Genomic DNA, 12,568 nt, shown 5'->3' on the forward strand with positions numbered 1-12,568 from the left:
TCCTTCGTCGCCTACGCACCGGCGCCTGACCGGCGGCCCGGCCGCGGACCGGCCACTTCGTGGCCGTCCCTCCCTAGGGGTCGGGAGTGCGGTGGGTGGGTTGGGTGGGTTGTTGAAGAGGGGGATCGGCTGGGGTGGACCGTGTGGTCGGGGGTGAGGGCGGTCTGCGGGTTTGGGGTGGTGCGGTAGGCGGCGGAGTTCTGGCGTGACACGAGGCGGTGCGGGGTGTGCTTCCCTGCGTCTGTGGCGTCCTTGGGGCACAGTGGTGTTATGACGAACCCGAGGAGACGGGGGCGCGCGGAGGAGCCTGCTCCGGCGCAGGCGCGGAAGGTGCCGGGGGCGGAGTTGCTGTCGGCGGCTCAGGCGGCGGTGGGGGCGGCGCAGACTGCGGCGGGACAGGCTATCGATGCCGCTCAGCAGACTGCGGGGTACGCCTTCGACGCGGCGGTTCGGTTGCCGCCCGCGTCGGCGCAGCTGGCCGCGCAGTTGCCGGATCTGGTGGAGAACCTGTCGATCGCGGTCGATCGGCTCAACAGCACGATCGATCGGCTCGATCGGACGTTGGCGCTGGCTGATCCGGTGTTCGCCACCTATGACCGGTTGTTGCCACGGCTCGAGGCGATGATCTCCCTGGGGGAGGACGTGTTCGGCGCGGTAGCGAAGCTGCCCGGTGTCGGGTTGCTCGGGCGGATCACGGGGCGTGGGGGCGAGGAACCCGCACCGGCACCGGAGCCGGACAAACGCGGCCGTCGGCGACGCTGATTCCTCGAACGCCGTCCGATTCGGCCGCGATGTGGCCCGATCGGTGTTGCCGCGTGGGCATCGAACTCACATCCTGGGAGTCAGAGCCCGGAATGTCGCCGCCGCCTTGAGCACCATCTCCGCGTACTCGTCCTCGGGATCGGAATCGAGGACGATCGCGCCGCCTGCGCCGATCCGCCACTCGTCGTCGTAGCGGACTGCCGTGCGGATGACGATGTTGAGGTCGGCGGTGCCGTTCAGGCCGAGGAAACCGATGGTGCCCGAATAGATGCCGCGCGCTTGGGTTTCCAGTTCGTCGAGGATCTCTATGGTCCGCAGCTTCGGCGCGCCGGTCATCGAACCGCCGGGGAAGCAGGCGCGCAGACAGTCGATCACCCCGGCGCCGGGAAGCAGCGTGCCACGCACGGTCGACACCAATTGGTGCAGGGTGGAATAGGTTTCGGTATCCATCAGCTTCGGGACGTGCACCGAACCCACGTCACAGACGCGGCCGAGGTCGTTGCGCAACAGGTCGACGATCATCAGGTTCTCGGCCCGGGTCTTCGGGTCGTCGGCCAGCGCGCGACGCAGGCGCTCGTCCTCGTCGGCGGTCCGTCCGCGCGGGGCGGTGCCTTTGATCGGTTTGCTCTCGACCACCCGATCCCGGTCGATCTTCAGGAACCGTTCCGGCGAGGAACACGCCACATCCAGACCGTCGAAGCGGAGGTAGGCGGCGTACGGTGCCGGATTGCAGCGACGCAGTCGCCGGTAGAAGGCGAATCCGTCCTCGGGCGCCGCGGCGACGGCGACCGCGTCGGTCAGGCAGATCTCGTAGGACTCGCCCGCGTGCAGCCGGTCCTGACACACCGCGATATCCGCGAGATAGCGGTCGCGGCCACGCACCAGATGCGCCTGCACGGCGTCGGGATCGGCGGGCACGGGCAGGTCGGCGGGATTGGCCCAGGTGGGGAGATCGTCGAGGGACTCGGAAGTCTCGCGCAGCCACTGCTCGGCGTCGCTGGCGGTGGCGGGTTCGCACAGGGCGAGCAGGTGAGTTCGCCCGGCCTCGTGGTCGACGACGATCAGCCGGTCGGCGAAGATCCACTGGGCATCGGGGGTGGGGGAGCGGTGCGCGATGTTCGCACCGCAGTCGGCCTTCACCTCGTAACCGAGATAGCCGACGTAGCCGCCCGCGAAATCGAAAGGCAACGGCGGGGTATCGCAGCGCCGCGCCCGGAGTTCGCGATCGAGATAGTCCAGGACCGTGCCCGCGACGGTACGGGTGCCCGCGACGTCCGTCACGGTGACGCGGGCGTCGCCGATCCGGTAACCGACGATTTCGGCATGCGGCCCGCGCGCGTCGCCGAGGAAGGAGAACCGGTCCAGACCGGGTTCGACGTGCTCACTGTCGAGCCAGAACGCGCTCGGAGCGTCGGCACAACGGCGCAGGAAGATCGCTTCGGTATCGATCGCGCGTTCGATCACCTTGTGCCGCAGGCTGAATGAGCGTTCATGGGAAACGGGCGCCACGACCGCGGGTCCGCGCACGACCACCGGTGCGGCTACCCGTGCACGCGCCTTGGTGAGATCGGCGAAGTTGCGCAGCAGCGCGGCGCCGAATTCGCTCGACACCGACTCGGGGTGGAACTGCACACCCCACTGCGGCCGCTCGCGATGGCGCACCCCCATGATCACCCCATCGCTGGTCGACGCGGTCACCTCGAGCGACGCGGGCAGCGGCTCCCGCGCCGCGAGCGAGTGGTAGCGCACCACGGTGAAGCCCTGCGGCAGACCGGCGAACAGATCCCGATCGTCGTGGGTCACCTGGTCGAGGAAACCGTGCCTGGCCTGTGGCGCGCGCTCCACCGTTCCGCCCGCGCCGAGCACGATCCCCTGATGGCCTAGGCACACGCCCAGCAGCGGCAGATCGGTCTGCGCGATCAGCGCTGTCGACACCCCCATGTCGCGGGCGCGGTCCGGGCGGCCGGGTCCGGGCGAGATCACCACATTGTCGAACTGATCGAGGTCGAGGGAGCCGTCGGCCTCGTCGTTGCGCACGACGGTCGGCTCGCTCCCGTTGACCTCGCTGATCAGCTGATAGAGGTTGTAGGTGAACGAGTCGTAGTTGTCGATCAAGAGCGTGCGCATCGTGGCAGAAACATTACGCCGGGCGTGCGCGTGCGCATTCCCGCGCAGCCCCCGCCGAACTCCGGGCACAATGTGCGGCATGGCTGTTTCTCAACCTGTCGATGTTGACCCGGCGATCGCCGATTTCGCGGCGATCGGACGGTGGATGGACGAACAGGGCTTGCCCGGGACGGAATTCGACGCGGTCACCGCTCTCGGCGGCGGCACGCAGAATGTGATGCTGCGCTTCACCCGGGGCGGGCGTGAGTACGTGCTGCGGCGCGGGCCCAAGCATCTGCGCGCCAAGAGCAATGAGGTGATCGGCCGGGAATCACGGCTGCTGCGCGCGATCGCCGACACCGAGGTGCGTTCGCCCCGGGTGATCGCGGCCTGCGACGACGAATCGGTGATCGGCGCGGTGTTCTATCTGATGGAGCCCATCCGCGGCTTCAACCCACAGACGGAACTGCCCGAATTGCACGCTGGTGATCCCGAGGTCCGGCGCCAGATGGGTCTGTCCGCGGTCGAGGCCATCGCCCGGCTCGGCTCCCTCGACTATCAGGCGCTCGGCCTCGACGACTACGGCCGTCCCGCGGGTTTCCTCGAGCGGCAGGTCCCGCGCTGGCTACGCGAACTCGACTCCTACAACGCCAACGAGGGCTACCCCGGCCCGCAGATCCCCGGTGTCGAGCGGATCGGCGACTGGCTCGAGCGGCACCGGCCTGCGGACTGGCTGCCCGGCATCATGCACGGCGACTGTCACCTGGCGAACATGATGTTCGACTACGACGGCCCCGAGGTGGCGGCGATGGTCGACTGGGAGATGTCGACGATCGGCGATCCGCTGCTCGACCTGGGCTGGCAGCTGGCGACCCGGCCCGAGCCCGGCACCGTCGGGGCGGGTCTGATGGGCACCCTCGGCACCGTCGGCGGTCTGCCGACCGAGGCGGAGATGATCGAGCACTACGGCAAGTTCTCCGACCGCGATCTCAGTGCCGTCACCTGGTACACCGTGCTGGCCTGCTTCAAGCTGGGCATCGTCCTCGAGGGCACCTACGCGCGGGCGTTCGCGGGCAAGGCGCCGAAACCGGTCGGCGACTTCCTGCACGCGGTGACGCTGGAACTCTTCGAGCAGGCGACTCAGCTCGCCGAATGATGCCGGATCTCGCCGATAGTTGGCTGGATATTGATGGAGCATAAAAAGAGGACAATTTAGGCTGACTTCCATGATCGTCCCCGACACCAAGAATTGGACCTGGGTCCTCGAACGCGCCTGCTCGGAGTGCGGATTCGATGCCGAGGCCACCGCGTACTCGGCCGTCCCCGCGCTCGTGCTCGACAGCGCCGCCAGGATCGGCACGGCGCTCGAACGCGACGACGCGCGAGTGCGTCCCGACGAGCTGACCTGGTCGGTTCTCGAATACGGCGCTCATGTGCGCGATGTGTGCCGGATCTTCGACACCAGGCTCGCGCTGATGCTCGACGGTGACGGGGTCGAGGCGCCGCGGTTCGAGAACTGGGATCAGGACGCGACCGCCGTCGCCGATCGCTACGACCAGCAGGATCCCGCCGTGGTCGCCCGGGAGCTGGCGCTCGCCGCCGATCGTGTGGCTGCCGCGTTCGGTGCGGTGCCCGCCGATCGGCTCGATCTGCGGGGCGCGCGCAGCGACGGTTCGCTGTTCACGGTCACCTCGCTGGGCCGGTACTTCTTGCACGACGTCGTGCACCACGTCCATGACGTGCGCGGATAGAAATCTCTCGAATATTTTCTAGAACGTGTTTCAGAAACCGGTGATTTGTGGCTAGGGTGAGTGCAGTCACAACGAGGCACGAGCTTGGCGAGAGGTCTACCGGCATGAAGACGAAGGGCGCGATCCTGTGGGGCACCGACCAGGAATGGTCGGTCGAGGAGATCGAGGTCGGCGACCCCGTCGCCGGTGAAGTGCAGATCCGGATGGAAACGGCGGGCATGTGCCACTCCGACCATCACATCGTCACCGGCGCGACGCCGATGCCGTCCTACCCGGTGATGGGTGGGCACGAGGGCGCGGGTGTGATCACCAAGCTCGGCCCGAACTGTCCGGCCGACCTGGCCGTGGGTGACCACGTCATCCTGTCGTTCATCCCCGCCTGCGGCCGCTGTCCCTCGTGCGTCGCCGGAAACATGGCGCTGTGCGACCTCGGCGCGGGACTGCTGATGGGGCAGGCTATTTCGGACGGCACGTACCGCATCCAGGCGCGTGGCGAGAATGTCATCCCGATGTGCCTGCTCGGCACGTTCTCCCCGTACATGACGGTGCACCACACGTCCGTGGTGAAGATCGATCCCACCATCCCGTTCGAGGTGGCTTGCCTCGTCGGCTGCGGCGTGCCGACCGGCTTCGGATCCTCGACCCATGTGGCACAGGTGCAGCCGGGTGAGACCGTGGTGATCGCGGGTATCGGTGGCGTCGGCATGAGCGCGCTGCAAGGGGCCGTGCTCTCCGGCGCGTCGAAGGTCATCGCCATCGACCCGAATCCGTGGAAGCGCGAACAGGCGCAGAAGTTCGGCGCCACCCACACCTACGAGAGCATGGCCGCCGCGATCATGCCGATGATCGAGGCCACCGAGGGGCGGATGGCCGAGAAGGTCATCCTCACCATGGGTGAGATGCATGGCGACTACGTCGAAGAGGGCCTGATCCTCACCGGCAAGGCGGGCACTCTGGTCGTCACCTCGATGGGGCGCATGGACGCCGGCGACGTCAAGATGAACAGCTTCCTGCTGTCGATGTTGCAGAAGACGGTGAAGGGCACGATCTTCGGTGGCGGCAACGCCCGTCAGGACGCGCCGCGCCTGCTCTCGCTCTACAAGGCGGGCCAGCTCAATCTCGACGACATGGTCACGCGCAGCTACTCGCTCGAAGAGATCAACCAGGGCTACCAGGACATGCTGGACGGCAAGAACATCCGCGGCATCATCCGCTTCACCGAAGCCGACTGGTAGTCAGCTCTTGGCCGCCCGCTCGGCGAGGCGGACCGCGACCTGGGCGATCAGGTCGTACGGAATCGGTTCGCCGAGGGGGAATTTCAAGGTGCCACGGCCCGAGTTGTAGGGCTCGACGGCTTTCTCGAACGCCTCGTCCCCCTCGGGGACGGGGTACACGCTCACGTGGGACTTCCAGCCCGCGAAGAAGATGAACACCCGGCCGTCGATGGTGGCGGCCGGGATGGCGTAGCTGATCTTCTCGCCCGTGTCGGGCACCGCGCGGTGGATCGTTTCGCGGATCCGCTGCAGGACAGCGCGCTCTGACGCCGGTTGGGCCGCCAGATAGGCGTCGACGGAGTCGGGTTTCTCGGTCATGTCCTCGACTCTAGGCTCTGACCAGCACTTTCTCCGGATGACCCGCGGCCTTCAGCCGCCCGTCCCGCAGCAGCAGGCAGTGGTCTGCCCGGCTCGCCTCGTCCAGGTCGTGGGTGGCCTGGACGACAGTCACACCGGCCGCGCTGATCTGCGCCAGGACCCCGGAGATCTTGGCCTGAGACGCCTCGTCCAAGCCCGCCGCCGGCTCGTCCAGCAGCAGTAGATCGGACTCCTGCGCCAAAGCCTGTGCGAGCAGCGTGCGTTGGCGTTGACCGCCCGAGAGGGTGTCGAGCCGCCGGGTCGCCAGATCGGTGAGCTCCATTCGTTCCAGGCAGGTGCGCGCGATCTCGCGATCCGCACGGGTCAGTCGCCGCCACGGTCCGCGGTGCGCCCAGCGCCCCATCGCGACCACTTCTCGCACCGTGATCGGCAGAGTCTGCGGAATCGCCGTGTGCTGCACCACGAAGGCGGGTCGCCGGGTGGTGGTGCGGTGCACCGTCCCGTCCTGCGCGGTCACGGTGCCGGCGAGAACGCCGAGCAGGGTCGATTTCCCCGAGCCGTTGGGTCCGACGATCGCGGTCACCTGCCCGCGCGGGATCGTGGCCGTCACCTCGTGGAGTACGGGCCGCCGGGCGTAACCGGCGGTCAGCCGCTCGATCCGGATTGCTGCGTCATCTGTGTGCTGCATCTCACCTCAATTGAAACGATAATCATTTTCAGTATATCGTCTCGCGCTATGGATTGGCTGTTCGCCCCGTTCGAGGTGGCTTTCGTGCAACGCGCGCTGTGGGGTGGGCTGCTCGTGTCGTGCGTGTGCGCCCTCGCCGGGACCTGGGTGGTGGTGCGCGGCATGGCATTTCTCGGCGACGCGATGGCGCACGGGATGCTGCCCGGCGTCGCGGTCGCGGCGTTGCTCGGCGGGAACCTGATGATCGGCGCCGCGATCAGTTGCACCGCCATGGCCGCCGGGGTGTCGGTGCTGAGCCGTGGCAAGCGGTTCGCGCCGGATACCGCGATCGGGCTGTTGTTCGTCGGGATGCTCGCGACCGGGGTGATCATCGTGTCGCGGTCGCAGTCCTTCGCGGTGGATCTGACCGGGTTCCTGTTCGGTGATGTGCTGGCCGTGCGCGCCGTCGACCTGTGGTATCTAGTTGCGGCCCTTGTCGTCGCGCTGGTGGTGGCGGTGCTCGGGCATCGCGCGTTCGTGGCGCTCACCTTCGATGCACGCAAGGCGCACACCCTCGGGCTGCGTCCGAAGCTGGCGCACGCGGCGCTGGTGGGTTTGGTGACCCTGGCGATCGTGGCGTCGTTTCACGTCGTGGGGACGCTGCTGGTCTTCGGATTGCTGATCGCGCCGCCCGCCGCCGCGGTGTTCTGGTCGAACCGGGTGCCGGTGGTGATGGCGGTTGCCGCGTTGATCGGTGGACTGTCCACCGTGGGGGGCCTGGTCATTTCGTGGCACGCGGGAACCGCGGCGGGGGCCACCATCGCGGCGGTGGCCGTCGGCTCGTTCTTCGTGTCCGCGCTCATTTCCGCGGTGCGGGAACGGGTCGGCCGGGTGGGCGTGGTCGCGCTCGCCGCTGTGCCGTTGGTGGGCTGCGGGGCAACAGAGGTGCCGGTCGTCGAGGAGACGGCGCCGCACGGGTTCGTCGCGGGCGCGGAGGAGATGAGCGAGGCACAGACACGCGTGGTTGTCGCCGACGAGGCCGGGGCTGTGCGGGTGATCGATCTGTTGAGCGGGGAGATCACGGCCGTTGACGCCGGCTCAGCGGAAAGTGGTCGAGCGCAGCCGCATTCGAGCGCGCCGGGTGGCACCGCGCCGTCGCCGAACAGTGGCGACCAGAAGGTGTCAACCGTTGGAGCGGTGGGGGACGGGCGTTTCGCGTACCTGAGTTCAGGTGCGTCGATCCAGGTCGTGGACAGCGGGGCGTGGACCGTCGACCACGGCGACCACCGGCACTACTACAAAGCCCCTGTCCGGGAGATCGGGGTGATCGCCGCGGCCGACAGTGCTGCGGATACGGGGCCCGGCGCCGGGAGCGTTTCTCCCGCACCGGAAGGCGGCCGCGGGGTCGTCGGTGCGTACAGCGATGCTGCCGTCGCGTCGGTGGTGCTGGACTCCGGCGCGTCGATCTTGTTCGACCGTCCGGCTCTGGACGGCGGTGTCGCTCGGACGCAACGCCGAATCGAGGGCATCGCGGTGCCGTATGCCGAGCAGATCGTGGTGGCTGACAGTTCGGGTCGAGTCGAGGTGCGCGGGCGTGACGGCGCGGCGGGGCAAGTGCAGGCTCCCCCGTGTCCGCAGCCGAAAGGGCAGGCCGTGACCAGGCGCGGAGTTGTTGTCGGCTGTGCCGACGGCGCGCTCGTGGTGGCCCAGCGCGAGGGCGAGATCGTCGCCGAGAAGATTCCCTATCCGGCGCAGACCTCGGACCGGGCGAGCGCCTTCACCCACCGCCCCGGCAGCACCACGCTGACCGCGCTCGGACGCGACGGTGTGTGGACGCTCGACATCAGGAAGAAGACCTGGACTCGAACCGCGATCTCCGACGCGGTCGCGGTGAACACCGCCGGTGAGGGATCGCCGCTGCTGGTGCTCACCCGCGATGGTGTGCTGCACGGCATCGACCCCGTAACCGGCACGGAGACAACGCGGACCGCGTTGATCGCCGGGGCGGTCGAAGGAGATCCGGTGATCAGTGTCGATCCGGAGCGCGCCTACATCAACGACTCTCGGGCGCGCACCGTCCACGAGATCGCCTACAACGACAATCTTCGCGTCGCGCGCACGTTCTCGCTGGACATCGCGCCCTCGCTGATGGTGGAGACCGGCCTGTGAAGCGCGCGCACATCTCTCACGTTCTCCCCTCGAGCCGACGGCGGGCAATTGCCCTGCCGTCTATACCGTTGCGCCGCTACGACATTGGTCGAATCACGGGGACGATCCGACGCGCAGTCCCGCTCCTGTTCGCGGCTGCCCTGCTCGTGCCGCTGGTGAGTGCGTGCAGCAGCGGGGCCGAGCGGTCCGGGATCGTGGTGACCACCAATATCCTCGGCGATCTGACCCGGGCCGTTGTCGGTGACACGGTGCCGGTGACAGTGCTGATGCAGGCGGGCGCCGATCCGCATTCGTTCGGTATCTCCGCACGTCAAGCAGCCGAGATCGAGCGGGCGGCGCTGGTGGTGCACAACGGGCTCGGGCTCGAGGAAGGCGTGGCCCGGCATGTGGGGGCTGCCACCAGTGCCGGGGTTCCCACCCTCGCCGTGGCCGAGCGGGTGGATCCGATCACCTATGCCTCCGATGAGTCGGCGGGACAACCTGATCCGCACTTCTGGACCGATCCGCGCCGGGTGCGCACGGCCGTCGAGGCGATCAGTACCGAGGTGCTCGCCCGGGTCGACGGCATCGACGCCGACGCGGTGCGGGCGAACACGCGGCGCTACCTCGGCGAGGTCGACGAGCTGGACCGGTGGATGACCGATCGGTTCGCCGCCGTCCCGGCCGAGCGCAGGCAGCTGGTGACCGACCATCACGTCTTCGGTTATCTCGCACAGCGATTCGGATTCCGGGTGATCGGCGCGGTGATCCCCAGCGGCACCACCCTGGCCTCGCCGAGCGCCTCCGATCTCGACGACCTCGCGACCGCGATCAGGACCGCGGGTGTGAGTGCGATCTTCGCCGACTCCGCACAGCCCGATCGGCTGTCGCGCGTCCTGGCCGAACACACCGGGCTACAGGTGCAGGTGATCGCCCTGCACACCGAGTCGCTCACCGCACCCGGTGACGGCGCGGCCACCTATCTGGAGATGGCTCGCGCCAACACCGAGGCCATCGCCCGTGGTCTATCCGGGCCGAGCACGTAATTCACGCACAAGAGATGGAGCACTACATGAACAGGTCACGGACCACCACCATGGTGGCCATGTCCGCGGCACTCGCCTCGGCGATGGCGCTGAGCGGCTGCGGCACAGAGGATTCCGGTCACGACCACCCGCACACGCCGGGCGCCGAACCGATCGCCCTCACCTACGACGGCGGCATCTACGTCCTCGACGGCGCGTCACTGGCCCAGCGGGGCGAGGTGAAGATCGACGGCTACAACCGGCTCAACCCGGTCGGGGACGACGACCATCTGATGGTGTCGACCAAGGACGGCTTCCGCGTCTTCGACGCCTACGACGCCGCGTTCACCGGAACCCAGTTCCCCGCCGCCAAGCCGGGCCATGTCGTCCGGCACGCGGGCAAGACGGTGCTGTTCGCCGACGGCTCCGGTGAGGTCACTGTGCTCGATACCGCGCAGGTCGACAGCGGCAAGCCGACGGAGGTCTACAAGGCCGCCGCTCCGCACCACGGTGTCGCGATCGAGTTGAGCAACGGGAACATGGTGCTCACCCTCGGCACCGAGGACAAGCGGGTCGGCGTCGTCGCGCTCGACAAGGACCGCAAGGAGCTCACCCGCAACGAGGACTGCCCCGGCGTGCACGGTGAAGCGGCGGCTCAGGGCGAGGCGGTCGTGATCGGCTGCCAGACCGGCGCCGTCGTCTACCGCGACGGCAAGATCACCAAGGTCACCAGCCCGACCGCTTACGGGCGGATCGGCAACATGTCCGGCAGCGACGCGTCGCCGATCGTGCTCGGTGACTACAAGCAGGACAAAGACGCCGAACTCGAACGCCCGCAGCAGATTTCGCTGGTGAACACCGTCGACGGCACGCTGCGGCTGGTCGATATCGGCACCAGCTACACCTTCCGTTCGCTGGCTCGCGGCCCGCAGGGTGAGGCGCTGGTGCTGGGCACCGACGGCAAGATCCACGTCATCGACCCCGTCGCGGGCGCGGTGGTTCGCACCATTCCGGTGATCGGCAGCTGGCAGGAGCCGCTCGACTGGCAGGTCGCCCGCCCGAATCTGTTCGTTCGCGACGGCGTCGCCTACGTGAGCGACCCCGCGTCCAAGCAGGTGCACCGTGTCGACCTGGCCGCCGGAAACATCACCGCCAGCGTGACTCTGGCAGCCACGCCGAACGAGCTGACCGGCGTTACCGCGCACTGATCGAGGTCACCACGCTCGCCCGTGTTCGTCTCACGGAACACCGGCGAGCGTGGTGCTCGTCAGTTCGGATCGCTGACTCAGGCGGCGCACCGCACGACGACCTCGCGCAGGTTACGGCTGCGCACATCGTCGAGAATCGCCATACCGAGACGGTTCATGCTGTAGCCGAAGCCCACTCCGGTTGCCGGGTCGGCGAATCCGAAGGAGCCACCCAAACCGGTGGTGCCGTACGCGCGTTTGTCCGAGCCGAAGCGGAACGTGCCGCGCGACTTGCGGAAACCGAGGTGGTAGCGGCTCTTGGTGTGCAGCACCAGGTCTTCGGCGGGCACATCGTCGGCGGTGTCGGCGGCGGCCAGCAGGTCGAGAACGTCCTCGCTGATCGGCAGCACGCCGGTGCGGCCCGCGGCGGCGCCGTAGACCTGCGCCAGCGCGCGGGCATTGCCGACGCCGTTCATGCCGGGCCATTCGATTTCCAGGAACTCCCGTCGCGCGGCGCGGGCGGGGGCGCCAGGGCGCGGATTGGTCAGCGCGGCGTAGGAGTGTCCGCGCTTGGCATAGACCTCACCGCCGATGCGCAGCGGCAGATCACGCCGCTCGTAGCGCCAGATGTCCCAGCCCTTGGTCGCCGAGAGCTGGGCGACCCGGTCCATCGACTCGGTCTCGGGCAGTCCGATGAACAGATCGGCGCCGACCGGGCCCGCGATCTCCTCGGCGAAGAACCGCCCGAGACTGCGGCCCGCCGGATCCACCCGCCGCAGCAATTCGCTCTGATACAGGCCCAGTGTGAGTGCGTGATAACCGTGCCGGGTGCCCGGCTCCCAGGCCGGCTTCTGCGCGGCCAGCAGCTCGCCGAGGGCGTCGCGGTCGACCAGTTCGCGCAGTTTCACGATCCGGTCCAGTCCCGACAGACCGGCCTGATGGTCGATCAGCTGACGCACCGTGATGCGCTCTTTGCCGTGCGCGGCGAACTCCGGCCAGTACTTCGCCACCGGCGCCTCGTAGTCGAGCAGCCCCCGCGACACCGCCGTCGCCAGGGTGAACGCCGACATTCCCTTCGACGAGGAGAACACCGGCACGATCGTGTCGCGCTCCCAGGCCACCTCGCGCTGTCGGTCGCGATGGCCCGCCCACAGGTCGACCAGTGGCTGGTCACCGGAGTAGACGGCGACGGCGGCGCCGATCTCGCCGTGATCGGTGAAGTTGCGGCGGAAGGCGTCGGCGACGGGGCCGAAACCGGCCGCCACGTCGCCGTGGATCGATGGTGCGGGACTCATGGTGTCCACGATCGTAGCCGCGTCTCGTACGCTGC

11 protein-coding genes are annotated in these 12,568 nt (G+C 68.3%); 7 read left to right on the plus strand and 4 right to left on the minus strand.

Annotation, left to right across the window (positions count from 1 at the left end; all coding sequences use genetic code 11):
* The first annotated feature begins 270 nt into the window (after nucleotides 1–270).
* Nucleotides 271–762, plus strand: a complete 492-nt coding sequence (locus ACWF99_RS32715) for a hypothetical protein (RefSeq protein ID WP_378639012.1) — start codon at nucleotides 271–273, stop codon at nucleotides 760–762.
* 66 nt (nucleotides 763–828) lie between these two features.
* On the opposite strand, the gene pabB is transcribed toward ACWF99_RS32715, so the two are convergent.
* The gene (gene pabB, locus ACWF99_RS32720) at nucleotides 829–2,889 is read right to left on the minus strand and encodes an aminodeoxychorismate synthase component I (protein ID WP_452538280.1); all 2,061 of its coding nucleotides are present in this window, start codon (nucleotides 2,887–2,889) and stop codon (nucleotides 829–831) included.
* Nucleotides 2,890–2,959: 70 nt separating this feature from the next.
* On the opposite strand from pabB, the gene ACWF99_RS32725 reads away from it, so the two are divergent.
* From ACWF99_RS32725 to ACWF99_RS32735, 3 genes are all read left to right on the plus strand, one after another.
* A complete protein-coding gene (locus ACWF99_RS32725) occupies nucleotides 2,960–4,024 on the plus strand; it encodes a phosphotransferase family protein (protein WP_378662752.1) in 1,065 nt (354 codons plus the stop codon).
* Nucleotides 4,025–4,094: 70 nt separating this feature from the next.
* Nucleotides 4,095–4,619, plus strand: a complete 525-nt coding sequence (locus tag ACWF99_RS32730) for a DinB family protein (protein ID WP_452538281.1) — start codon at nucleotides 4,095–4,097, stop codon at nucleotides 4,617–4,619.
* Between the two features lie 104 nt (nucleotides 4,620–4,723).
* Nucleotides 4,724–5,854 (plus strand): NDMA-dependent alcohol dehydrogenase, encoded by a 1,131-nt coding sequence (locus ACWF99_RS32735; protein ID WP_378639020.1) that lies wholly within the window; start codon nucleotides 4,724–4,726, stop codon nucleotides 5,852–5,854.
* On the opposite strand, the gene ACWF99_RS32740 is transcribed toward ACWF99_RS32735, so the two are convergent.
* Together ACWF99_RS32740 and aztA are read right to left on the minus strand one after the other, a co-directional pair.
* Entirely contained in the window at nucleotides 5,855–6,211 is a 357-nt protein-coding gene (locus tag ACWF99_RS32740) for an iron chaperone (RefSeq protein WP_452538282.1), read from the minus strand.
* A 10-nt stretch (nucleotides 6,212–6,221) separates the two neighbouring features.
* Nucleotides 6,222–6,899, minus strand: a complete 678-nt coding sequence (aztA, locus tag ACWF99_RS32745) for a zinc ABC transporter ATP-binding protein AztA (RefSeq protein WP_452538283.1) — start codon at nucleotides 6,897–6,899, stop codon at nucleotides 6,222–6,224.
* Here aztA and aztB point away from each other — a divergent pair.
* The 3 genes from aztB (at nucleotide 6,891) to aztD (ending at nucleotide 11,259) form a co-directional block, all read left to right on the plus strand.
* Complete coding sequence (gene aztB, locus ACWF99_RS32750; RefSeq protein ID WP_452538284.1) at nucleotides 6,891–9,047, plus strand: zinc ABC transporter permease AztB; 2,157 nt, start codon at nucleotides 6,891–6,893, stop codon at nucleotides 9,045–9,047. The genes aztA and aztB overlap by 9 nt on opposite strands.
* Nucleotides 9,048–9,199: 152 nt before the next feature.
* The gene (aztC, locus tag ACWF99_RS32755) at nucleotides 9,200–10,072 is read left to right on the plus strand and encodes a zinc ABC transporter substrate-binding protein AztC (RefSeq protein ID WP_378662755.1); all 873 of its coding nucleotides are present in this window, start codon (nucleotides 9,200–9,202) and stop codon (nucleotides 10,070–10,072) included.
* A gap of 26 nt (nucleotides 10,073–10,098) precedes the next feature.
* Nucleotides 10,099–11,259 (plus strand): zinc metallochaperone AztD, encoded by a 1,161-nt coding sequence (gene aztD / locus ACWF99_RS32760; RefSeq protein ID WP_452538285.1) that lies wholly within the window; start codon nucleotides 10,099–10,101, stop codon nucleotides 11,257–11,259.
* 77 nt (nucleotides 11,260–11,336) lie between these two features.
* Here aztD and ACWF99_RS32765 read toward each other — a convergent pair whose 3' ends face one another.
* The gene (locus ACWF99_RS32765; protein WP_452538286.1) at nucleotides 11,337–12,533 is read right to left on the minus strand and encodes a serine hydrolase domain-containing protein; all 1,197 of its coding nucleotides are present in this window, start codon (nucleotides 12,531–12,533) and stop codon (nucleotides 11,337–11,339) included.
* Between the last annotated feature and the right edge of the window lie 35 nt (nucleotides 12,534–12,568).

The sequence above is a fragment of the Nocardia sp. NPDC055002 genome (genome assembly GCF_053608825.1).

What these genes read in the sequence shown, in the direction of transcription:
- aztD (WP_452538285.1), top strand. Translation starts at nt 10,099, where the DNA reads ATGAACAGGTCACGGACCACCACCATGGTGGCCATGTCCGCGGCACTC.
- ACWF99_RS32735 (WP_378639020.1), top strand. Translation starts at nt 4,724, where the DNA reads ATGAAGACGAAGGGCGCGATCCTGTGGGGCACCGACCAGGAATGGTCG.
- aztA (WP_452538283.1), bottom strand. Translation starts at nt 6,899, where the DNA reads ATGCAGCACACAGATGACGCAGCAATCCGGATCGAGCGGCTGACCGCC.
- ACWF99_RS32725 (WP_378662752.1), top strand. Translation starts at nt 2,960, where the DNA reads ATGTGCGGCATGGCTGTTTCTCAACCTGTCGATGTTGACCCGGCGATC.
- pabB (WP_452538280.1), bottom strand. Translation starts at nt 2,889, where the DNA reads ATGCGCACGCTCTTGATCGACAACTACGACTCGTTCACCTACAACCTC.
- ACWF99_RS32730 (WP_452538281.1), top strand. Translation starts at nt 4,095, where the DNA reads ATGATCGTCCCCGACACCAAGAATTGGACCTGGGTCCTCGAACGCGCC.
- ACWF99_RS32740 (WP_452538282.1), bottom strand. Translation starts at nt 6,211, where the DNA reads ATGACCGAGAAACCCGACTCCGTCGACGCCTATCTGGCGGCCCAACCG.
- ACWF99_RS32765 (WP_452538286.1), bottom strand. Translation starts at nt 12,533, where the DNA reads ATGAGTCCCGCACCATCGATCCACGGCGACGTGGCGGCCGGTTTCGGC.
- ACWF99_RS32715 (WP_378639012.1), top strand. Translation starts at nt 271, where the DNA reads ATGACGAACCCGAGGAGACGGGGGCGCGCGGAGGAGCCTGCTCCGGCG.